The 17,206-nt window shown below is 39.5% G+C and carries 12 protein-coding genes; 6 read left to right on the top strand and 6 right to left on the bottom strand.

From position 1 onward, the window contains the following. The first annotated feature begins 187 nt into the window (after window positions 1-187). Complete coding sequence (gene clpS, locus HCZ11_RS05175; RefSeq protein ID WP_175580379.1) at window positions 188-496, top strand: ATP-dependent Clp protease adapter ClpS; 309 nt, start codon at window positions 188-190, stop codon at window positions 494-496. Between the two features lie 69 nt (window positions 497-565). Next, window positions 566-2,830, top strand: coding sequence for an ATP-dependent Clp protease ATP-binding subunit ClpA (gene clpA / locus HCZ11_RS05180; RefSeq protein ID WP_130051325.1), 2,265 nt, complete (start codon window positions 566-568; stop codon window positions 2,828-2,830). 176 nt (window positions 2,831-3,006) lie between these two features. Here clpA and infA read toward each other — a convergent pair whose 3' ends face one another. From infA to trxB, 4 genes are all read right to left on the bottom strand, one after another. Continuing rightward, window positions 3,007-3,225: a translation initiation factor IF-1 gene (infA, locus tag HCZ11_RS05185; RefSeq protein WP_002962494.1), complete on the bottom strand. Its 219-nt coding sequence runs from the start codon at window positions 3,223-3,225 to the stop codon at window positions 3,007-3,009. 90 nt (window positions 3,226-3,315) lie between these two features. Then, window positions 3,316-4,020 (bottom strand): arginyltransferase, encoded by a 705-nt coding sequence (locus HCZ11_RS05190; RefSeq protein WP_167657836.1) that lies wholly within the window; start codon window positions 4,018-4,020, stop codon window positions 3,316-3,318. Continuing rightward, a complete protein-coding gene (aat, locus tag HCZ11_RS05195) occupies window positions 4,013-4,729 on the bottom strand; it encodes a leucyl/phenylalanyl-tRNA--protein transferase (protein WP_167657837.1) in 717 nt (238 codons plus the stop codon). The genes HCZ11_RS05190 and aat overlap by 8 nt, the downstream gene beginning before the upstream one ends. A gap of 106 nt (window positions 4,730-4,835) precedes the next feature. Beyond that, the gene (trxB, locus tag HCZ11_RS05200; RefSeq protein ID WP_054551466.1) at window positions 4,836-5,786 is read right to left on the bottom strand and encodes a thioredoxin-disulfide reductase; all 951 of its coding nucleotides are present in this window, start codon (window positions 5,784-5,786) and stop codon (window positions 4,836-4,838) included. Window positions 5,787-6,074: 288 nt separating this feature from the next. Here trxB and pssA point away from each other — a divergent pair, with 288 nt between their 5' ends. After that, the gene (pssA, locus tag HCZ11_RS05205; RefSeq protein WP_167657838.1) at window positions 6,075-7,400 is read left to right on the top strand and encodes a CDP-diacylglycerol--serine O-phosphatidyltransferase; all 1,326 of its coding nucleotides are present in this window, start codon (window positions 6,075-6,077) and stop codon (window positions 7,398-7,400) included. Between the two features lie 205 nt (window positions 7,401-7,605). On the opposite strand, the gene HCZ11_RS05210 is transcribed toward pssA, so the two are convergent. Then, window positions 7,606-8,349: a YciK family oxidoreductase gene (locus HCZ11_RS05210; RefSeq protein WP_167657869.1), complete on the bottom strand. Its 744-nt coding sequence runs from the start codon at window positions 8,347-8,349 to the stop codon at window positions 7,606-7,608. Window positions 8,350-8,577: 228 nt separating this feature from the next. Here HCZ11_RS05210 and HCZ11_RS05215 point away from each other — a divergent pair, with 228 nt between their 5' ends. Both HCZ11_RS05215 and sohB read left to right on the top strand, forming a co-directional pair. Beyond that, entirely contained in the window at window positions 8,578-11,010 is a 2,433-nt protein-coding gene (locus HCZ11_RS05215) for a VolA/Pla-1 family phospholipase (RefSeq protein ID WP_167657839.1), read from the top strand. 115 nt (window positions 11,011-11,125) lie between these two features. After that, window positions 11,126-12,142, top strand: coding sequence for a protease SohB (gene sohB, locus HCZ11_RS05220; protein WP_130051330.1), 1,017 nt, complete (start codon window positions 11,126-11,128; stop codon window positions 12,140-12,142). A gap of 77 nt (window positions 12,143-12,219) precedes the next feature. On the opposite strand, the gene HCZ11_RS05225 is transcribed toward sohB, so the two are convergent. After that, window positions 12,220-13,551 carry a dicarboxylate/amino acid:cation symporter gene (locus HCZ11_RS05225; protein ID WP_167657840.1) on the bottom strand — a complete coding sequence of 444 codons (1,332 nt, stop codon included), beginning with the start codon at window positions 13,549-13,551 and terminating at the stop codon, window positions 12,220-12,222. A 192-nt stretch (window positions 13,552-13,743) separates the two neighbouring features. Here HCZ11_RS05225 and HCZ11_RS05230 point away from each other — a divergent pair, with 192 nt between their 5' ends. Further along, the gene (locus tag HCZ11_RS05230; RefSeq protein ID WP_167657841.1) at window positions 13,744-17,178 is read left to right on the top strand and encodes a hypothetical protein; all 3,435 of its coding nucleotides are present in this window, start codon (window positions 13,744-13,746) and stop codon (window positions 17,176-17,178) included. Window positions 17,179-17,206 lie beyond the last annotated feature (28 nt).

Genomic DNA, 17,206 nt, shown 5'->3' on the forward strand with positions numbered 1-17,206 from the left:
TGACTAATTTAGTTATTCTAAACCGTGTAATTTGCTAGACTGACTAATGATTAATCAATCTATATTTGACTGTAGTTTATTTAGCCAGTCAGTCAAGTGTTTTAGACTATTTTTTAACAATTTATTTATTTTTTTATTCAAGTTTGCTTGAGTTCTAAAGACAAGACTATATTTAATTATGAGTGGCATGAAAGATTCTGGTGTTATTGAAACAGTTCGCGATAGTGAAAAGCAAAAATTGCAACCACCGCGAAAATATAAAGTCATTTTAAATAATGACGATTACACGCCTATGGACTTTGTGATAGAAGTACTAATGACGTTTTTTAATATGGATAGCGATAGAGCAACAGATGTGATGCTTCAAGTTCATCATAATGGTAAAGCGATATGCGGTGTGTACAGCGCTGATGTAGCTCATACCAAAGTTGAACAAGTCAATCGTTACGCACGAGACAACGAGCATCCACTGCTTTGTAGTTGTGAGCAGGAATAAATACCAAGGTGGGTGATCAATTAGCCCGTCACAACGGTATATAAATATTATCTCAGTAAGGGGTTGCCAATGCTAAACAAAGACTTAGAACTAACCTTGAATGCGGCGTTTCGCGAAGCGAGAACACGTCGTCATGAATTTATGACCGTCGAGCATCTTTTACTTGCACTGCTCGATAACCCTTCTGCTGGAGAAGCGTTAAACGCCTGTGGCGTTGATATGAGCGCATTAAAAGTTGAGTTATCAGATTTTATTGATGAAACAACACCGGTGATTCCTGATCTTGAAGAAGACAGAGAAACACAACCGACGTTAGGTTTTCAGCGTGTATTACAACGCGCTGTATTTCACGTGCAATCATCAGGGAAAAACGAAGTAACAGGTGTTAACGTGCTGGTTGCAATTTTTTCCGAGCAGGAAAGCCAAGCAGTTTATTTACTCAAAAAATCAGACATTAATCGTTTAGATATTGTTAACTTTATTTCACATGGTATTTCTAAAGCAGATGATGATATCGGTGGTGAAGACCATGATGATATTCATGATGAAGTACAAGAAGTACAAGGTGAAGAACCGACTAAGCTTGAAAACTTTACCACTAACCTGAATCAGCAAGCTATTGATGGCAATATTGATCCTTTAGTGGGTCGTGACAACGAAGTTGAACGTACGGTGCAAGTTTTATGTCGCCGTAAGAAAAATAATCCACTATTGGTTGGTGAAGCTGGGGTGGGTAAAACAGCGATTGCTGAAGGCCTTGCTTATCGTATTGTGAACAAGGAAGTACCTGAAGTGATTGCTGATGCAGTAGTTTACTCACTGGACATGGGGGCATTATTAGCGGGGACCAAATATCGTGGTGATTTTGAAAAACGCTTTAAATCACTATTAAAAGAGTTACAAGCTAAACCAGGTTCAATTTTATTCATTGATGAAATTCATACCATTATTGGTGCCGGTGCGGCATCGGGTGGCGTAATGGATGCATCAAACTTAATCAAGCCACTACTTTCAAGTGGTAAGCTACGCTGCATGGGGTCGACAACTTACAACGAGTTTAAGAACATCTTTGAAAAAGACCGTGCTTTAGTTCGTCGATTCCAAAAAATTGATGTGCTTGAACCAAGTGTTGCTGATACCACTAAAATTCTTAACGGCTTAAAAGAGCGTTATGAAGAACATCACGGTATTCGTTATACACAAAAAGCTTTAAAAGCCGCAGCAGAACTGAGTGCTAAATACATTAATGAACGTCACCTACCTGATAAGGCAATTGATGTCATCGATGAAGCAGGAGCTAATCAGCGTCTACAGCCTGTATCGAAGCGTAAGAAAACCATTGGTGTGGCTGATATTGAACTAATTGTGTCAAAAATGGCTCGTATTCCACAACAAAGCGTTTCTTCAAGTGATAAAGAAACACTGAAAAACCTTGACCGCAACCTGAAGATGCTGGTGTTTGGTCAAGATCAGTCAATCGATGCGCTCACTTCGGCAATACGTTTATCGCGTTCTGGTCTTGCAAACGAAGATAAACCGGTTGGTTCATTCTTGTTCGCTGGCCCAACAGGGGTTGGTAAAACAGAAGTTACTAAACAGCTTGCTAAGTGTATGGGTGTTGAGTTTATTCGCTTTGATATGTCTGAATATGTTGAAAGGCATGCGGTAAGTCGACTAATCGGCGCACCTCCAGGTTATGTTGGTTTTGAACAAGGTGGTTTACTTACTGAAGCTGTGATCAAAAACCCACATGCAGTTGTACTATTGGATGAGATAGAAAAAGCGCACTCAGATATTTATAATATTCTGTTGCAAGTAATGGATCATGGAACACTGACAGACAATAATGGCCGTAAAGCCGATTTCAGAAATGTGGTTGTAGTGATGACAACCAATGCAGGTGTTCAGGAAACAGTCCGTAAGTCGATTGGTTTCACTGAGCAAGATCACTCTCACGATGCAATGACTGAAATCAATAAAGTGTTTTCACCTGAATTTAGAAACCGTTTAGATAACATTATTTGGTTTAATCACCTTGAAAAAGAAGTTATTTTGCAAGTGGTTGATAAGTTTATTGTCGAATTGCAAGCACAACTTGATAAGAAATCAGTTAATCTTGAGCTAACTTCAAAAGCAAGAGAGTGGTTGGCTGACAAAGGCTATGATAAAGCTATGGGCGCGCGTCCAATGGCCCGTGTTATTCAAGATGAGCTTAAAAAGCCTCTAGCAAATGCAATTTTGTTTGGTGAGCTAGCTGATGGTGGTTCGGTTAAGGTATCGGTCAAAGATAAAAAAATTCATTTTGATTTTGAGACCAACCTAGAAACTGCTTAGCCTAATAAGTTAAGTACAAACAAAAAGCCCAGCTAATGCTGGGCTTTTTGTTTATTAAATGGAATTAAAACTAAGTTAGTTTTAACACCATTTAACAAACGCTTTTAGCTCTTTGTAATAAACACACCTGCTCATTCAAAGCAGCAAAAAGCTAAATCTCTCGTTAACGCACTAACTTAGCGAGCACGGAATACGATGCGACCTTTCGATAAATCGTAAGGAGTCATTTCTACGGTTACTTTGTCGCCAGTTAAGATGCGGATGTAGTTTTTTCGCATTTTACCAGAGATATGAGCCACAACAACGTGACCATTTTCTAGCTCAACTCGGAACATTGTATTTGGTAAAGTATCAAGGACCGTACCTTGCATTTCGATTACGTCTTCTTTCGCCATGTTTAGCGTAACACCTCTTTAATAGTTAAACGCTGCAGATTTTGCCGAAAATACTGCAATAAGTAAAGCTACAGGGCTCATTTTTGTAAATTAAATCGCCAACCACTGATCGCCAATGTGCTTTTGTGCAGGCAAAAATTGGGTTTTATATTTCATTTTATTGCATTCGTCGACTTGGTAACCCAAATAGACGAATTGTTTTGCTTGTTGTTTTGCAAATTTAATTTGCTCCATGATCATGATGCTACCAATACTGTACTGCTCATAATCAGGATCAAAAAATGTATAAATCGCAGAGACTGAGTTGCTCATACAGTCGGTTACAGCAACGGCAACTAACTTATCATCATCCCGTAACTCTATAAAAATTACAGGTAGCCATTGGCAAAACAAAAAGCTTTCGTACTGATTTTGATCAGGTGGAAACATAGAACCATCTTGGTGTCTTTGCGTGATATACTTGCAATATAACGGGTAGTACTCAGCCCGTTCGTAATCACTGTAGCTTACAGTAAATATATTTTTTGCTTTGTTTAGTTTACGTTTTTGAGATTTAGATGGAGTAAATTGCTGGGCTAATACGCGTACTGAGTTGCAAGCCTTACAAACAGGGCAATGAGGACGGTATATTTGGTCACCACTGCGCCTAAATCCCAATGCTAATAATTGCTCAAATTTATCAGGGCAATAACAACTTGGGTCAAGAATAACAAGTAGTTGCTCCTGACGGTCTGGTAAATAGCTGCAATCAAATTGCTGGCTTAAACCAAGCCTAGCGGGTAAGTGCTCAGTCATAAATATTAATCAACTCTTGTGGTTGCCACATATGTCTTTTAGGCACAAAACTGTGCGCTAATTTAAGTCTAGTTAAAAATTCCCTGCGTGGGATAACTTTTGCACCTAAAGTGATTAAATAAGGGTTTTCTAATTGGCAATCAATAAAATGAGCTTGGTGTTTCTTAAGCCAATTAACTAATGCCCACATTGCCAGTTTCGAACCATTACTGACTTCATGAAACATTGATTCACCACAAAATATACCGTTTTGCATGATGCCATACAGGCCAGCAACTAATTTATCTTCATGCCAAATTTCAAGGCTATGAGCGATACCTTGATGGTGTGCTTCGATATAGGCATGCATCATTTGCTCAGTGATCCAAGTTCCTTCTGCATCGATACGCTGTTCACGACAAGCATTGATAACGTGCGCAAATGCGTGATTAACAGTGACACGCACAGGAAAACGCTTTAAATACTTTTTTAAACTGCGGCTAACATGAAATTCATCGAGCTCAAGAATACCGCGCATACTAGGCGACCACCACATAATGGGTTCATAATCACTAAACCAAGGGAAAACACCTGTATTGTAGGCTCTTTGGATACGCTCGACTGATAGGTCACCCCCAATCGCCAACAGGCCATCAGGCTCATCAAGGGCTAATTCTGGATCTGGAAAATCAACTGTCTCGGGCGAGAGTTGGTAAAGTTGCTTGATCATATCAGCGTTATCGTTGTTATTTGTTCTAATTTTAACAAAAATTTAGTTATAAAAAAGGGGCTGTTTTTGCAACAGCCCCAGTAATTAGTGTTTTAGATCAACTAATTTATAGGTTATCTAAGAAACGTTCAGCATCAAGCGCAGCCATACAGCCAGTACCTGCTGATGTGATTGCTTGACGGTAAATGTGATCTGACACGTCACCTGCAGCAAATACACCTGGTACGCTTGTTTGCGTTGCGTTGCCGTTTAAGCCCGACTGAACTACTAAATAGCCGTCTTTCATTTCTAGCTGACCTTCAAACATGTCAGTATTTGGCTTATGGCCAATTGCAATGAATACACCCGCAAGATCTAGATTTTCTGTTTCTTCAGAATCAGTTGCTTTAATACGAATGCCAGTTACGCCCATTTCATCACCAAGCACTTCATCTAAAGTGCGGTTGTAATGTAAAACAACGTTACCGTTTTCTGCTTTTTCTTTTAAACGATCAGCTAAGATCTTTTCACTGCGGAAGCTATCACGACGGTGAATAACGTGAACCTCATCAGCAATGTTTGATAAATAAAGCGCTTCTTCAACAGCTGTGTTACCACCACCTACAACCGCTACTTTTTGACCGCGGTAGAAGAAACCATCACAGGTTGCACAAGCAGAAACACCACGACCTTGGAAGTTAGTTTCTGATTCTAAACCTAAGTATTTAGCAGATGCGCCTGTCGCGATAATTAATGCATCACAAGTATATGTGCCAGAGTCACCAGTTAAAGTGAAAGGGCGTTTTGATACATCAACTTTGTTGATATGATCAAAGACAATCTCAGTTTCGAAACGTTCAGCATGCTCTTTCATACGATCCATTAATGCAGGACCCGTTAAGCCGTGTGCATCGCCTGGCCAGTTTTCAACTTCAGTCGTCGTAGTCAACTGACCACCTTGTTGAATACCAGTGATAAGGACAGGGTTTAGGTTAGCTCGTGCTGCGTATACCGCTGCTGTGTAGCCCGCAGGGCCAGAACCTAAGATTAATAGTTTACAGTGTTTTGCGTCACTCATGTTTTTTCCTAAAAACGTTTCAATACGATGTCTATGCGCCCGATTCTAAGAAAAACAAGGCGGATGTAAACAAAAGCCCTGATTATTTTTTTAGTCAAATCGCTAAGCTGTCAAATAATCCTTACTTATTATAATTTAAATAGCTCTTTTTGCTCACAAAATGGTCTAATTGCCAATTGTTATGCCTTCAAAGTACGGTAATTCATGACCAAGCAATAATTTTTTGATATGTTTTAGCTAATTTTGATATTAGCTCGTGCTATGAGCTAACTAAACGAACAGGCAATTATGGTATTTTGGCAGGAAAAGCCCGCTTTTGGGCTGACTACACAAGACGTACAAGTCTTAACCAATGCAAAAGAGTATCGCACTGAACTATTGCGTTTAATTGGTTCAGCAAAAAACAGGATTTATATTACCGCATTGTATCTTCAAGACGATGAAGCGGGGCGCGAAATATTAACTGCGTTACATCAGGCATCACTTACTAATCCTGATTTAGAAGTAAAAGTGTTGGTTGATTTCCATCGTGCCCAACGTGGTTTGATTGGAGCAGCTAAATCTGATGGCAATGCCAGCATGTATTGTGATTTTCAAGAGCAGTATCAGTCAAATGTGGAAGTATATGGTGTACCTGTAAAGGCAAAAGAGCTTTTCGGGGTTCTGCATTTAAAAGGCTTTGTAATTGACGATACATTATTATACAGCGGTGCAAGCTTAAATAATGTGTACCTTCAGCAAGATGAGCGTTATCGTTTAGATCGCTATTTTTTAGTTCATCAAGCTGGATTATGCAATTCGGTCATCGAATTTATTGAAACTCATCTTTTAAGTTCTGTTGCGGTACCACGCATTGATATGCGCCCACTCGTAAAATTTAACGATATTAAAGTCGCGCAGAAGCAATTGATGCGCGACCTTAAATCGGCAAGTTACGCAAGCGCCGCAGAAGCAAGTGCTGGTGAGCTTGGTGTCCGATTGTTCTTAGGTTTAGGGCGCCGTAGCAATAAGCTGAATCGTTTAATCAAATCGTTATTTGATACCACAGAACAAGAGCTTGTTCTCTATACCCCTTACTTTAACTTTCCTGCACCTTTAATGCGGTCATTACGACGTTTATTAAAACAAGGCAAGCAAGTGACTATTGTCGTAGGTGATAAAACCGCGAATGATTTTTATCTGCCACCAAGTGAGCCGTTTAGTAAAATTGGTGCATTACCATATTTATACGAAACGATTTTATATAAGTTTTTAAAGTCTCAGAAACGACATATCAGTAACGGCAATTTGAATGTCTATCTTTGGAAGCATGAAAGTAACTCTTTCCACTTAAAAGGAATTTGTTCTGATAAACGTTTACACTTGCTTAGTGGGCATAATTTAAACCCACGTGCATGGGGCTTAGATATTGAAAATGGTATTTTAATCGACGACCCTAAACAGCATATCCTTAAGCAAATAGAGAATGAAAAACAAGCTATTTTGAAACATTGCCGCCGCTTAACAGGTCCGCAAGATTTAGAAACGATGGATGATTACCCAGCACCGGTTAAAAAACTATTAGGTCAGGCAAAACGTGTAAAAGTTGATTTTATTATCAAGCGTTTTATTTAGGGCGTGTTGACCTTTGTAGATTAAAATTTGTTCTCTCTAGGGGCGATTTAATCGCCTTTAGGAAGACCCCGGACGGCAGAGCGCGTTTGACATTGATACTGCGTTATCGCCTATTTTTGTGGAACGATCACACTATATGAGTTCTGTCTTGCCTAAATATAAAAAAAGCAGCGAAATGCTGCTTTTTTTATATTTAGTTATTAGCTTACTTTTGTTGGGCATCTAAAGATTTACCGTTAACCTCTTTTGAGTCATCGCTCATCAAGTATAGGTAAGTTGGCATTAAATCTTCAGGTGTTGCTAATTTATCTCTATCTTCACCAGGGTAAGCAGAAGCACGCATTGATGTACGGGTAGCACCTGGATTAATACAGTTAACACGAATATTGGTTTTACCTACTTCACAAGCCCAAGTTTGCATCATACCTTCAACAGCAAATTTTGATATAGCATAAGCACCCCAATGTTCACGGCCTTGGCGGCCTACACCTGACGAAGTAAAAATAACAGATGCACTTGGTGATTTGCGAAGCAGTGGGAACATAAATTTAGTGATCATAGCTTGCGCAGTTACGTTAACCTTCATAATATTTTCGAAGGTTGAAACGCAGAAGTGCTCAAGCGGACCTAATGATCCTAAAATACCTGCGTTATTTAATAAGCCATCTAACTTACCGAACTGCATTTCAATGGTTGCCGCTAAGTCTCGGTAGTTTTGTTTAGTCGCACCTTTTAAATCCATCGGTACGATAGCAGGTTGTGGATATCCTGCATTTACGATCTCATCATATACACATTCTAGTTTATTTGTTGTTTTCCCGAGTAAAATAACAGTGGCACCATGCTTAGCATAAGTTAATGCGGCAACACGGCCAATGCCATCACCGGCACCTGTTATTAAAATTACTTTGTCTTTTAGCGCATTCTCTGCGGCTTTGTAAGTATGCATAAACGTACCATTGATTAGATTTTTCGCCATTTTACCATAGCAAAAAGCCAAGTTATCGAATTTATTGCAAATTAAGGTGGCGAAAATCGAAACTTTACGTTAACTTTAACTGGTCTAATGTCTTATTAATATTCCAATTACATTAAATTAACTTAGAATAATGGTAGTAGAATAACTACTTTTTACCTTGAACACACAATAACAATAAGATTTGCGCGGAGCGAAATTATGAAAAAACTGCTACTTTCACTAGCCATTGCGTCAGCCATTACTGGCTGTGGTGGAGGGGAAACATTAGAAGATGTAAAAAATGATAATCCACCTGTTCTCCCAACCGCGACAGTAAAATTTGACCCAGCAAATAGTGTGATCTCAGTACCAAATGATTTATTAATGAGTGGTACTCTTGATGGCACTTTAAACATGCCAGGTGAATTAGATGACAACAATGTTAGTGTTGAACGTGCAGCGTATGCTGATCCACAACTTGCACTTGGCGCACTTGATGGTTGGTCAACACAAACTCCGTTTAAAATCGATTTAACTTTTCCTGCGGGTATCTCACTTGATACGGCATCTGCTGCTTCTCCTGGTGCAGTACGTATATTTGAAGTAATTATGGGCGCAAGCCAAACAGATGAAGCTTGTTCGCAAGTGCCTGCGGGTATTGCCTGTAAATTGGTGTCTGAATTAACCTTTGGTGTTGATTTTATTACTCAAGGTTCTGGCGATGCTGTGGCTGTGGTCCCACTTAAACCGTTCAAAGCTGGTAGTACCTATATTAACGTTTTAACAACGTCATTAATGGACTCTGTAGGACGTTCAATTGAGCCTTCTTCAACTTACGCGTTAGTGAGCGAAGAGACAGCACTTATCACTGATTCACAGAAGTCACTTCAAGCGGTTATCAATAGCTATGAAGATGCAGTGACATCAGGTGGTGCAATCACAAAAGATGAAATTATCTATTCAGCAGCGATGACAATGCAGTCAGCAGGTCAAGTCCTTGGTACAGTTAAGCAACTCCTAGCAGCGAGTCTTTCACAACCAGCCTTGCCGACACCTATGGTTCAAATTCCTGAGCAACCGGTTATTACAGTCGAGCAAGTATTTGCATCGCAAGGTATTACAGGTGTTTCACCCGTTTTTGGTGGGGTGCAATATCAAAAAGGTAGCGTGATGTTACCTATGTATTTAGCAACTCCTACAGGTAAAACGGTTGATGATTTATCTGCGACTTATTGGCAAGGGCTTTGTGACAGTGGTGTTGCTGTTTTAGGCTATGCAGCTGCAGCGGGTGATTCATTCCCAACCGATCCTATTAGCGAAACTGATGGCCTTTGTATGGCGTTAAGTGGAGGCAAGTTACGTGATTTAGGCTTAGATCAAACAAAACACTTAACTAAGTACAACACAATTCCAAAAACACAAAGCATTGCTAATGTGCCAGTACAAATTACTAAACCAATTTTACCTGTTATTAATGCAGTGCGAGCTCAGCTTGGCTTAGACGCATTGAGCATGCCTGAGACAGGCTGGCCTGTTGTTATTCTTCAGCACGGCATTACTTCTAAAAAAGAAGATATGCTAGCAATTACAGCGCAATTAACAATGCAAGGTTTTGCAACGGCTGCAATCGATCACCCAATGCATGGTGAGCGTGGCGTAGATGTAGACGGTGACGGTACTGACGACTTTAATGCCTCTACAGGTTCTGTACTAAGTTACATGAATTTACAGTCTTTATTGGTAGCTCGTGATAGTTTACGTCAGTCTGTAGCTGATTTGCTTGGTTTGCGTTTAGGCTTGAACTTTACTGGTGCTGCTGATTTAAATGCGCAAGATGTATCATTCTTAGGACATTCATTAGGCTCTGTTGTTGCACCAGCTTTTGTTGCTGTGACTAATGCACCTTTAGCAGCTCAAGTTGACCCAATGTTCAACGTTAAAAGTGTAGCTCTTGCCAGTGGTGGCGGTGGTATTGCAAACTTCTTGATTGAATCAAATACATTTGGTCCTTTTGTACAAGGTTCTGTATTACTTGCGGCTGGTACTGCAGAGTCAGCAGAGTTTGGCGCTTATACTCAAAATGAAGCATTATCTAACTGTGGTTCACTTGCTTCAAATCAAACAGCTTATGTTACATGTGCTTATAAAGAGTACATAGGTTCGTTAACAGTAGCTGGTGAAACCGAAAAATTAGCTAACATTCAAAGTGTGGTAACTCAGTTTGCATTTGCAGCTCAAACAGCGCTTGATAGTGGCGACCCTTCTAACTATGCAGCATCAGTTGCAGCTCTTGGCACACCAGTTTACATGAGTGTAGTTGTCGGTGATGGTGCGAACAATAATGCTGATATGGTTATTCCACCAATGGTAGCGAGTAATCCAATTGCAGGTAGTTTACCTCTTGCTAATCTAATGGGTTTAACAACAGTTGCACAAACACAAGGCCCAACAGCGGACGCAATGAGCTATGTTGTTAAATTTACCAAAGGTCACCACAGCTCAGTCTTAACACCTGTTGCTACACCTGACTCAGGCGCAACGGCCGAAGAAAGTGCTGCAGCAACGGCTGAAATGCAATTGCAAATCGCGACTTTCTTAGCAAGCCGTGGTCAGTATCTTCAGGTTACAAACTCAGATGTTGTCACTGAATAAACGAAACCTTGTTAATTAAGTAATAACCAATTAAGTAAAAAGCCACTTCATGTGGCTTTTTTTTGCTTTAAAGCGTGGTAAATTGTGGCGAATCATTAATAAATGGAGAGTTTGATTGGAATTTTTATACGAATATGGGTTATTTTTTGCCAAGACCCTCACATTTGTCATCGCAATTGCAGTGATTGTTGCCATTATTATGGGCGCTGCAGTGAAACCCAAAGCTAAAAAAGGTGAGATAACAATTGATGACTTAAGTGAACAACTTGACGATTTAAAGCAAAGTTTTATTGAAAACACCCTTTCAAAGAAAGAGCTTAAAGCACACCACAAGCAGCAAAAACTCGAGGCAAAAAAACAGCAAGGCGACGAGCCAAAAGCGCGCTTATATGTCATAGATTTTAACGGCAGTGTTGATGCTCATGAAGTAGAAAGCCTAAGAGAAGAAATTACGGCTATTTTAACTATTGCTGATAAAGAAAAAGATCGCGTGCTTATTCGTCTAGAAAGTGGTGGTGGTGTGGTTCACGGTTATGGTCTAGCAGCATCACAGTTACAGCGCTTACGTAATGCCGAAATTCATTTAACTGTTGCCATAGATAAAGTGGCAGCCAGTGGAGGGTATATGATGGCGTGTGTTGCCAATGAGATTGTCGCAGCACCATTTGCAATTGTAGGCTCAATCGGTGTTATTGCGCAAATTCCTAACTTTAATAAAATCTTGAAAAAGAATGATGTGGATTTTGAGCAAATCACAGCGGGTGAGTACAAACGTACTTTAACTATCTTTGGTGAAAATACCGATAAAGGTCGTGAAAAATTCAAAGAAGAAATTGAACAAACTCACGGTTTATTTAAAACCTTTGTTAGTAAGCAGCGTCCATCTCTTGATATTGATACTGTTGCTACAGGTGAGCACTGGTTTGCAACCCAAGCGTTTGATAAAGGCTTAGTTGACAAGATTGATACCAGTGATGATATTTTATTGAGCCAAGCTAAAGAGCGCCAAATCTTTAAAGTGAAATACCGTATTAAGAAAAATTTAAGTGACAAATTAGCTATTGGTTTAAGTTCGGGTGTAAGTAAAGCGGGTGTGAGTTTAATGTCTCGCTTAAAAGGCTTAAACCCTTAGGTTGTGCTAAATATAAAATTAAAATAAAAAACCCGCTGTTCAAGCGGGTTTTTTACTTATAAATAGCCAGTAAATAATTACTTAATCGATTTATGATAGTCTTCTAAATCTTTAGCGGCATTTGGGTCGTTAAATACGTCTTCATCAAATTCCCCTTCAGATTTCGCAACTACACAAGTCACCATACAGTCACCAGTAACGTTGACAGCAGTACGTGTCATATCAAGTAAACGGTCTACACCAATAATGATAGCAATACCTTCTACAGGCAAGCCTACTTGGTTTAACACCATCGCTAACATAATAAGACCAACACCAGGCACACCAGCAGTACCTACAGATGCAAGTGTTGCGGTTAAAATAACCATTAAGTAATCTGAAATTGTTAAATCAACAGCAAATACTTGTGCAATGAATACGGTAGCAACACCTTGCATAATTGCTGTGCCGTCCATGTTAATGGTTGCACCTAAAGGCACGGTAAATGAGGCAACTGAATTATGTGCGCCTAATTTTTTGCTAGCAGTTTCTAGGGTAATAGGCATGGTTGCACTTGAGCTTGATGTGCTAAATGCAAATAGGCAGGCATTTTTCATTTTCTTTAAAAACGTAATAGGGTTAAGACCTGTAAACATTTTTAACAACACACTGTAGTTAACAATACCGTGGAAGAGTAGGGCAAAAACAACTACACCAAAGTACAATGCAAGGCTCTTTATTAGTTTTAAATCTATAGTAGTAAATAGTTTTGCCATTAAAAAGAAAACACCATAGGGTGCAATATTCATAAGCAAAGTAACTAGTTTTAGAATAACGGTATTTAAGTCTTCAAATACATTTGCTACTCGTTGACCTGCTTTACCACTAAGCGCCATCGCTACGCCAAATAATAATGCAAAAACAATAACCTGTAGCATATTACCGCTTGCCATTGCATCAATAGGGTTTGTCGGGAACATACTAATGATAACTTGTGCGAGAGTTGGCGCTTCTTTTGCACTGTAATTAGCATCTGAAGGTAGATTGATACCTTCTCCTGGATTTACCAATAACGCTAAGGTAATAGCAACGGTAATAGCGATTGCAGTAGTCGCTAAATAAAGCAAAATTGATTTACCACCTAAACGTCCTAATTTCTTGGGGTCGCTTAAGCTGCAAGTACCACAGACTAATGATACAAAAACCAGTGGTACCACAAGCATTTTCAAGCTTGCGATAAATATTTGACCACCAACATGGAAAATTCCATCAACGAAAAATGCTTTAATTGGTAAAGAGAATAACCCTAGTGGAATAAGGAAATCGTCTTCACCCGCTAAAATGGCTTGAAAGATAAAACCAACGATTACACCCAGTACCATACCTACCATGATACGAGATGTAAGGCTTAAAGATCGTACTTTTGACATACACCCAGTCTATTTTTTTATAAATTTTGCCATAGACTACCAGCATGAAGATTTTTATACAGAAAAATTCGATAAATAGTTAAAGAATTTCGTTGCCTTTAAAGGAAAAAAATTATGATCTTCGTTTAATTTTTAGGTTAATATTAGGTAAATATATAAATAATTTTAAAATAGCTAACTAGGGAGAGGTCAATGCCTTTATTGCGATGGCTAAGTATTATAGTTTTCAGCTCATTGTTAGTTGCCTGTGGCGGCGGTGGGTCATTAGAGAATGATAGTGGTTCACTTGGTGGTGGGGATGATGGTACAACCGATAACCCAAGTTTTGTCGTTGCTGTTCAAGGTTTCGTAAAGGACACAGATCAAGAATCGAGCTCAGTAACATCTGATACACCATTAACTATATTAGCTTCTCTGACCAGTAATGGTGATGCGGTTTCAAGTGAAGTTATAAGCTTTAGTTTAGATGGTGACATTGGCTTGCTTGATCCTGTTTCTGGAACTGCTCTGACTAATGCTGGTGGTGTCGCGTCAATTACACTAACTGCGGGTGATACTGCGGGTGCAGGGATTATTACTGCTACTTATGTTGTTGGTGATGAAACATTCAGTGATACCTTTGGCTTTACATCAGATGGCTCTGAAACAGATGACTCAAGTGTTAGTGGCAGTATTACTCTTGATGTGTCAATTTTAGACAGCACAGGCTCGCCATTTACAGTTGAAAACCCTGTTAGCAAAGATAATAAAGGGACAGTTACTGCAACCTTATTAGAAGAAGAACAGCCTTTACAGGGGCAGCTAATTTCTTTTACAACAAATTATACAGGCAAAATCACTCCTGTATTAGGCACTGCATTAACTAATGCAAATGGTGAAGCTTCAGTAACGTTAAGTAGTGGTGATTCTAAAGGGGCTGGTCAAGTAGTTGCTACATACACGGATGAAAGCGGTAACACAATCACTAAAATTGCAGGCTTTATTTCAAATGGTGATGATGCCCCTGTTGAAAGTGCCGAAGCGGAACTTGATATCAAGCTGTTACAAGGGTGCGCAACTAACTGGGAGGCTAATCGTAATACAACATCACTTGAAACAACTTACCTAGCTTCAGGGTGTAGCGTCGTAAATCAGTTTTCATCTGACGAACTCATCGACGTTATGGTAAAAGTGACTGATACAAGTTCGGGTGATGGTATCGACGGTATTATCGCTGAGCTTTCGACTGATCTTGGCGCTTTATTACCAGAATCAGGAAAAGCGCTTACTGACAACTTTGGTTTTGCAATTTTAAAACTACAACCTGGCGCAAATAGTGGTGCAGGTGAAGTATCTGTAACTGCTAAATCGGTGACTGCATCGAAAGCATTCGAAATTGCAACTGCTGAGTTAAGTGTAGAAATTTCAAATGGCTTATATAACAAGGTAGATGACGCCGGTAATGTAATTGATGACGAATTTGTGCCACTTGCAGCGGGTGCAACAACGGTTATTACAGTTAGTATTTATGATGCTGACGGTGAGCTGTTTGTAACGCCATTAGATGTTGAGTTTACATCTGGTTGCGTTGAATCTGACCTCGCTGTTATGGATGACACCGCAACGAGTATTAGCGGTATTGCAACTGCAACATATAGAAGTAACGGCTGTAACACAACACAAGGTGATACGGTCACAGCAACAGTCCTTACCGGGGGAACACCAAAAGTTGTTTCAGTGAATGTGCCAGTATCGGCCGCAGCTGTAAGTTCGATTGAGTTTGTTGAAGCTACCGAGAATGTAATTGCACTAAAAGGGACTGGTGGTGTATCTCGCAAAGAAATTAGTCAACTTACATTTAAGTTAACTGACGAAATTGGTAATACGGCAAAACAAAAGCGATTAGATTTTCGTTTGAGCTCGACTAATGGTGGCATTTCACTTTCTGAAGTAACTGATGCGACAGGTTATTCGCATGCAAGTGTCTCTACAGATTCAGAGGGCTTAGCAAGAATTCAAGTTAATTCAGGCTTTGTACCTCAAGCTGTTCGCGTACAAGCGTGCTACATACCAGATGAACTGATTCCTGAAAACCAAAACGATAATGTAACTTGTTGGAAAGAGCTTTATGACGAATGCCTTCTTGATGAATCTGAGCGAGATAACAATGTTTCATGTCCAACAGGTCAGCTTTCTTTAGTTTCATTAGATGAGCAAGTAACAACCGTATCTGATCTTGTTTCAATTAGTTCAGGTTTACCTGATGGTAATAGTTTTACGGCTGCCCCAACAAACTTTAATGTCGAAGCATTAAATTATAACGGTGATCTTGAGGAAATTAACGTTTATCTTGCAGATCATTTTAATAATCCTGTACCTGATGGCACATCTGTATATTTAACAACAGAAGGCGGAGCTATAGGAACAATTGATGGCACAGAGTTTAACCCTCAGCTTGAGTGTAATACAGTTGATGGACAATGTGTTGCCCAGTGGCGTTCACAAAATCCAAAACCATTTACAGAAGCTAAATGGGGTAACAGAATCAACAGCATTAATCCAAAAACTGATGCAATTAACTGTGACCTTTACTTTGGAGCCGCAGCGCCTTGTATGGCAGGTATTTTAAATGCGGCGTTTGATGAGGATGGTGTGCCATTAGGTGGCCGTGCCACAGTTCTTGTAACTGCAAAAGGTCAAGAGTCATTCATCGACATTAATGGTAACGGCCGTTTTGACACCAACGAATATTACAGTGGCTATGACCTGACAGAAGCATTTATCGATCATAATGAAAATGGTTTTTATGATGGTTTAGCAGCAATTTACGACCCAGTTACTGCATCAGTGACAAAGGCTGCTGAAAATTGTCAAGAAGGTGCTACTGATGATCCGTGTAGTCCAGAAAATACGAATGCCGGACACTTCGAAGAAAGCTGGGATATTGACCTTAATGGCATGCATACACTAGCGGATGGAAAATATAATGGTTTAGTATGTAAGTCAGAGGCAACAACGCCAACAGATGGTGATACTTTTGAAAGCCTATGTACTAAAGAATTAGTTGATATTCGAGATTCTTTTGAAATTATTATGTCTGGTAGTACTGCGTACAGTCGATTTGTAGTTACAAAAAATGAGCTGCGTAGCCGATTTGCAGATGCTCTTGCTGAAACAACTGAAGATGATCCTACAGTTTTCACAGATAATGCAATGCAACTAGCGCAAGATATCGAAGAATGTAATAACATTTACCGCCAAGCTGATACACAATCTGGGGCAATTATTCTAAGTTTAGAGCCAACAGATAATACAGATTACTGTGATGTTGGTTCGATTAACATAACTACTGCAGATTCAGGTAATCAATTAGCCGCATTAACTTTTGCAGTTTATTACTCTGATATTTTTAATAATCCAATGCCTGCAGGGACCAGTGTTTCAGTAACTGCAGATAATGGAGAATACAGCGGCACTGATGGCTTTGAGCTTCGAAATTCAGCTGCGACAGCAGCGTTTGGAGAAGTTTTATCAATAAGTCGAGAGTCAGAAGGAAATGATAAAACTGAAGGCTTTTTAACTGTTGAATTTACAACTGGAAAAGGCAACATTTCAACTGCTCGAATTGCAATTACTGATGATGGCTAATAAGTAGTTATTTGTTTAAATTTAAAAA

Origin of the sequence: Pseudoalteromonas sp. HF66, assembly GCF_011806445.1 — a bacterium.
GTDB lineage: Bacteria > Pseudomonadota > Gammaproteobacteria > Enterobacterales > Alteromonadaceae > Pseudoalteromonas > Pseudoalteromonas apostichopi.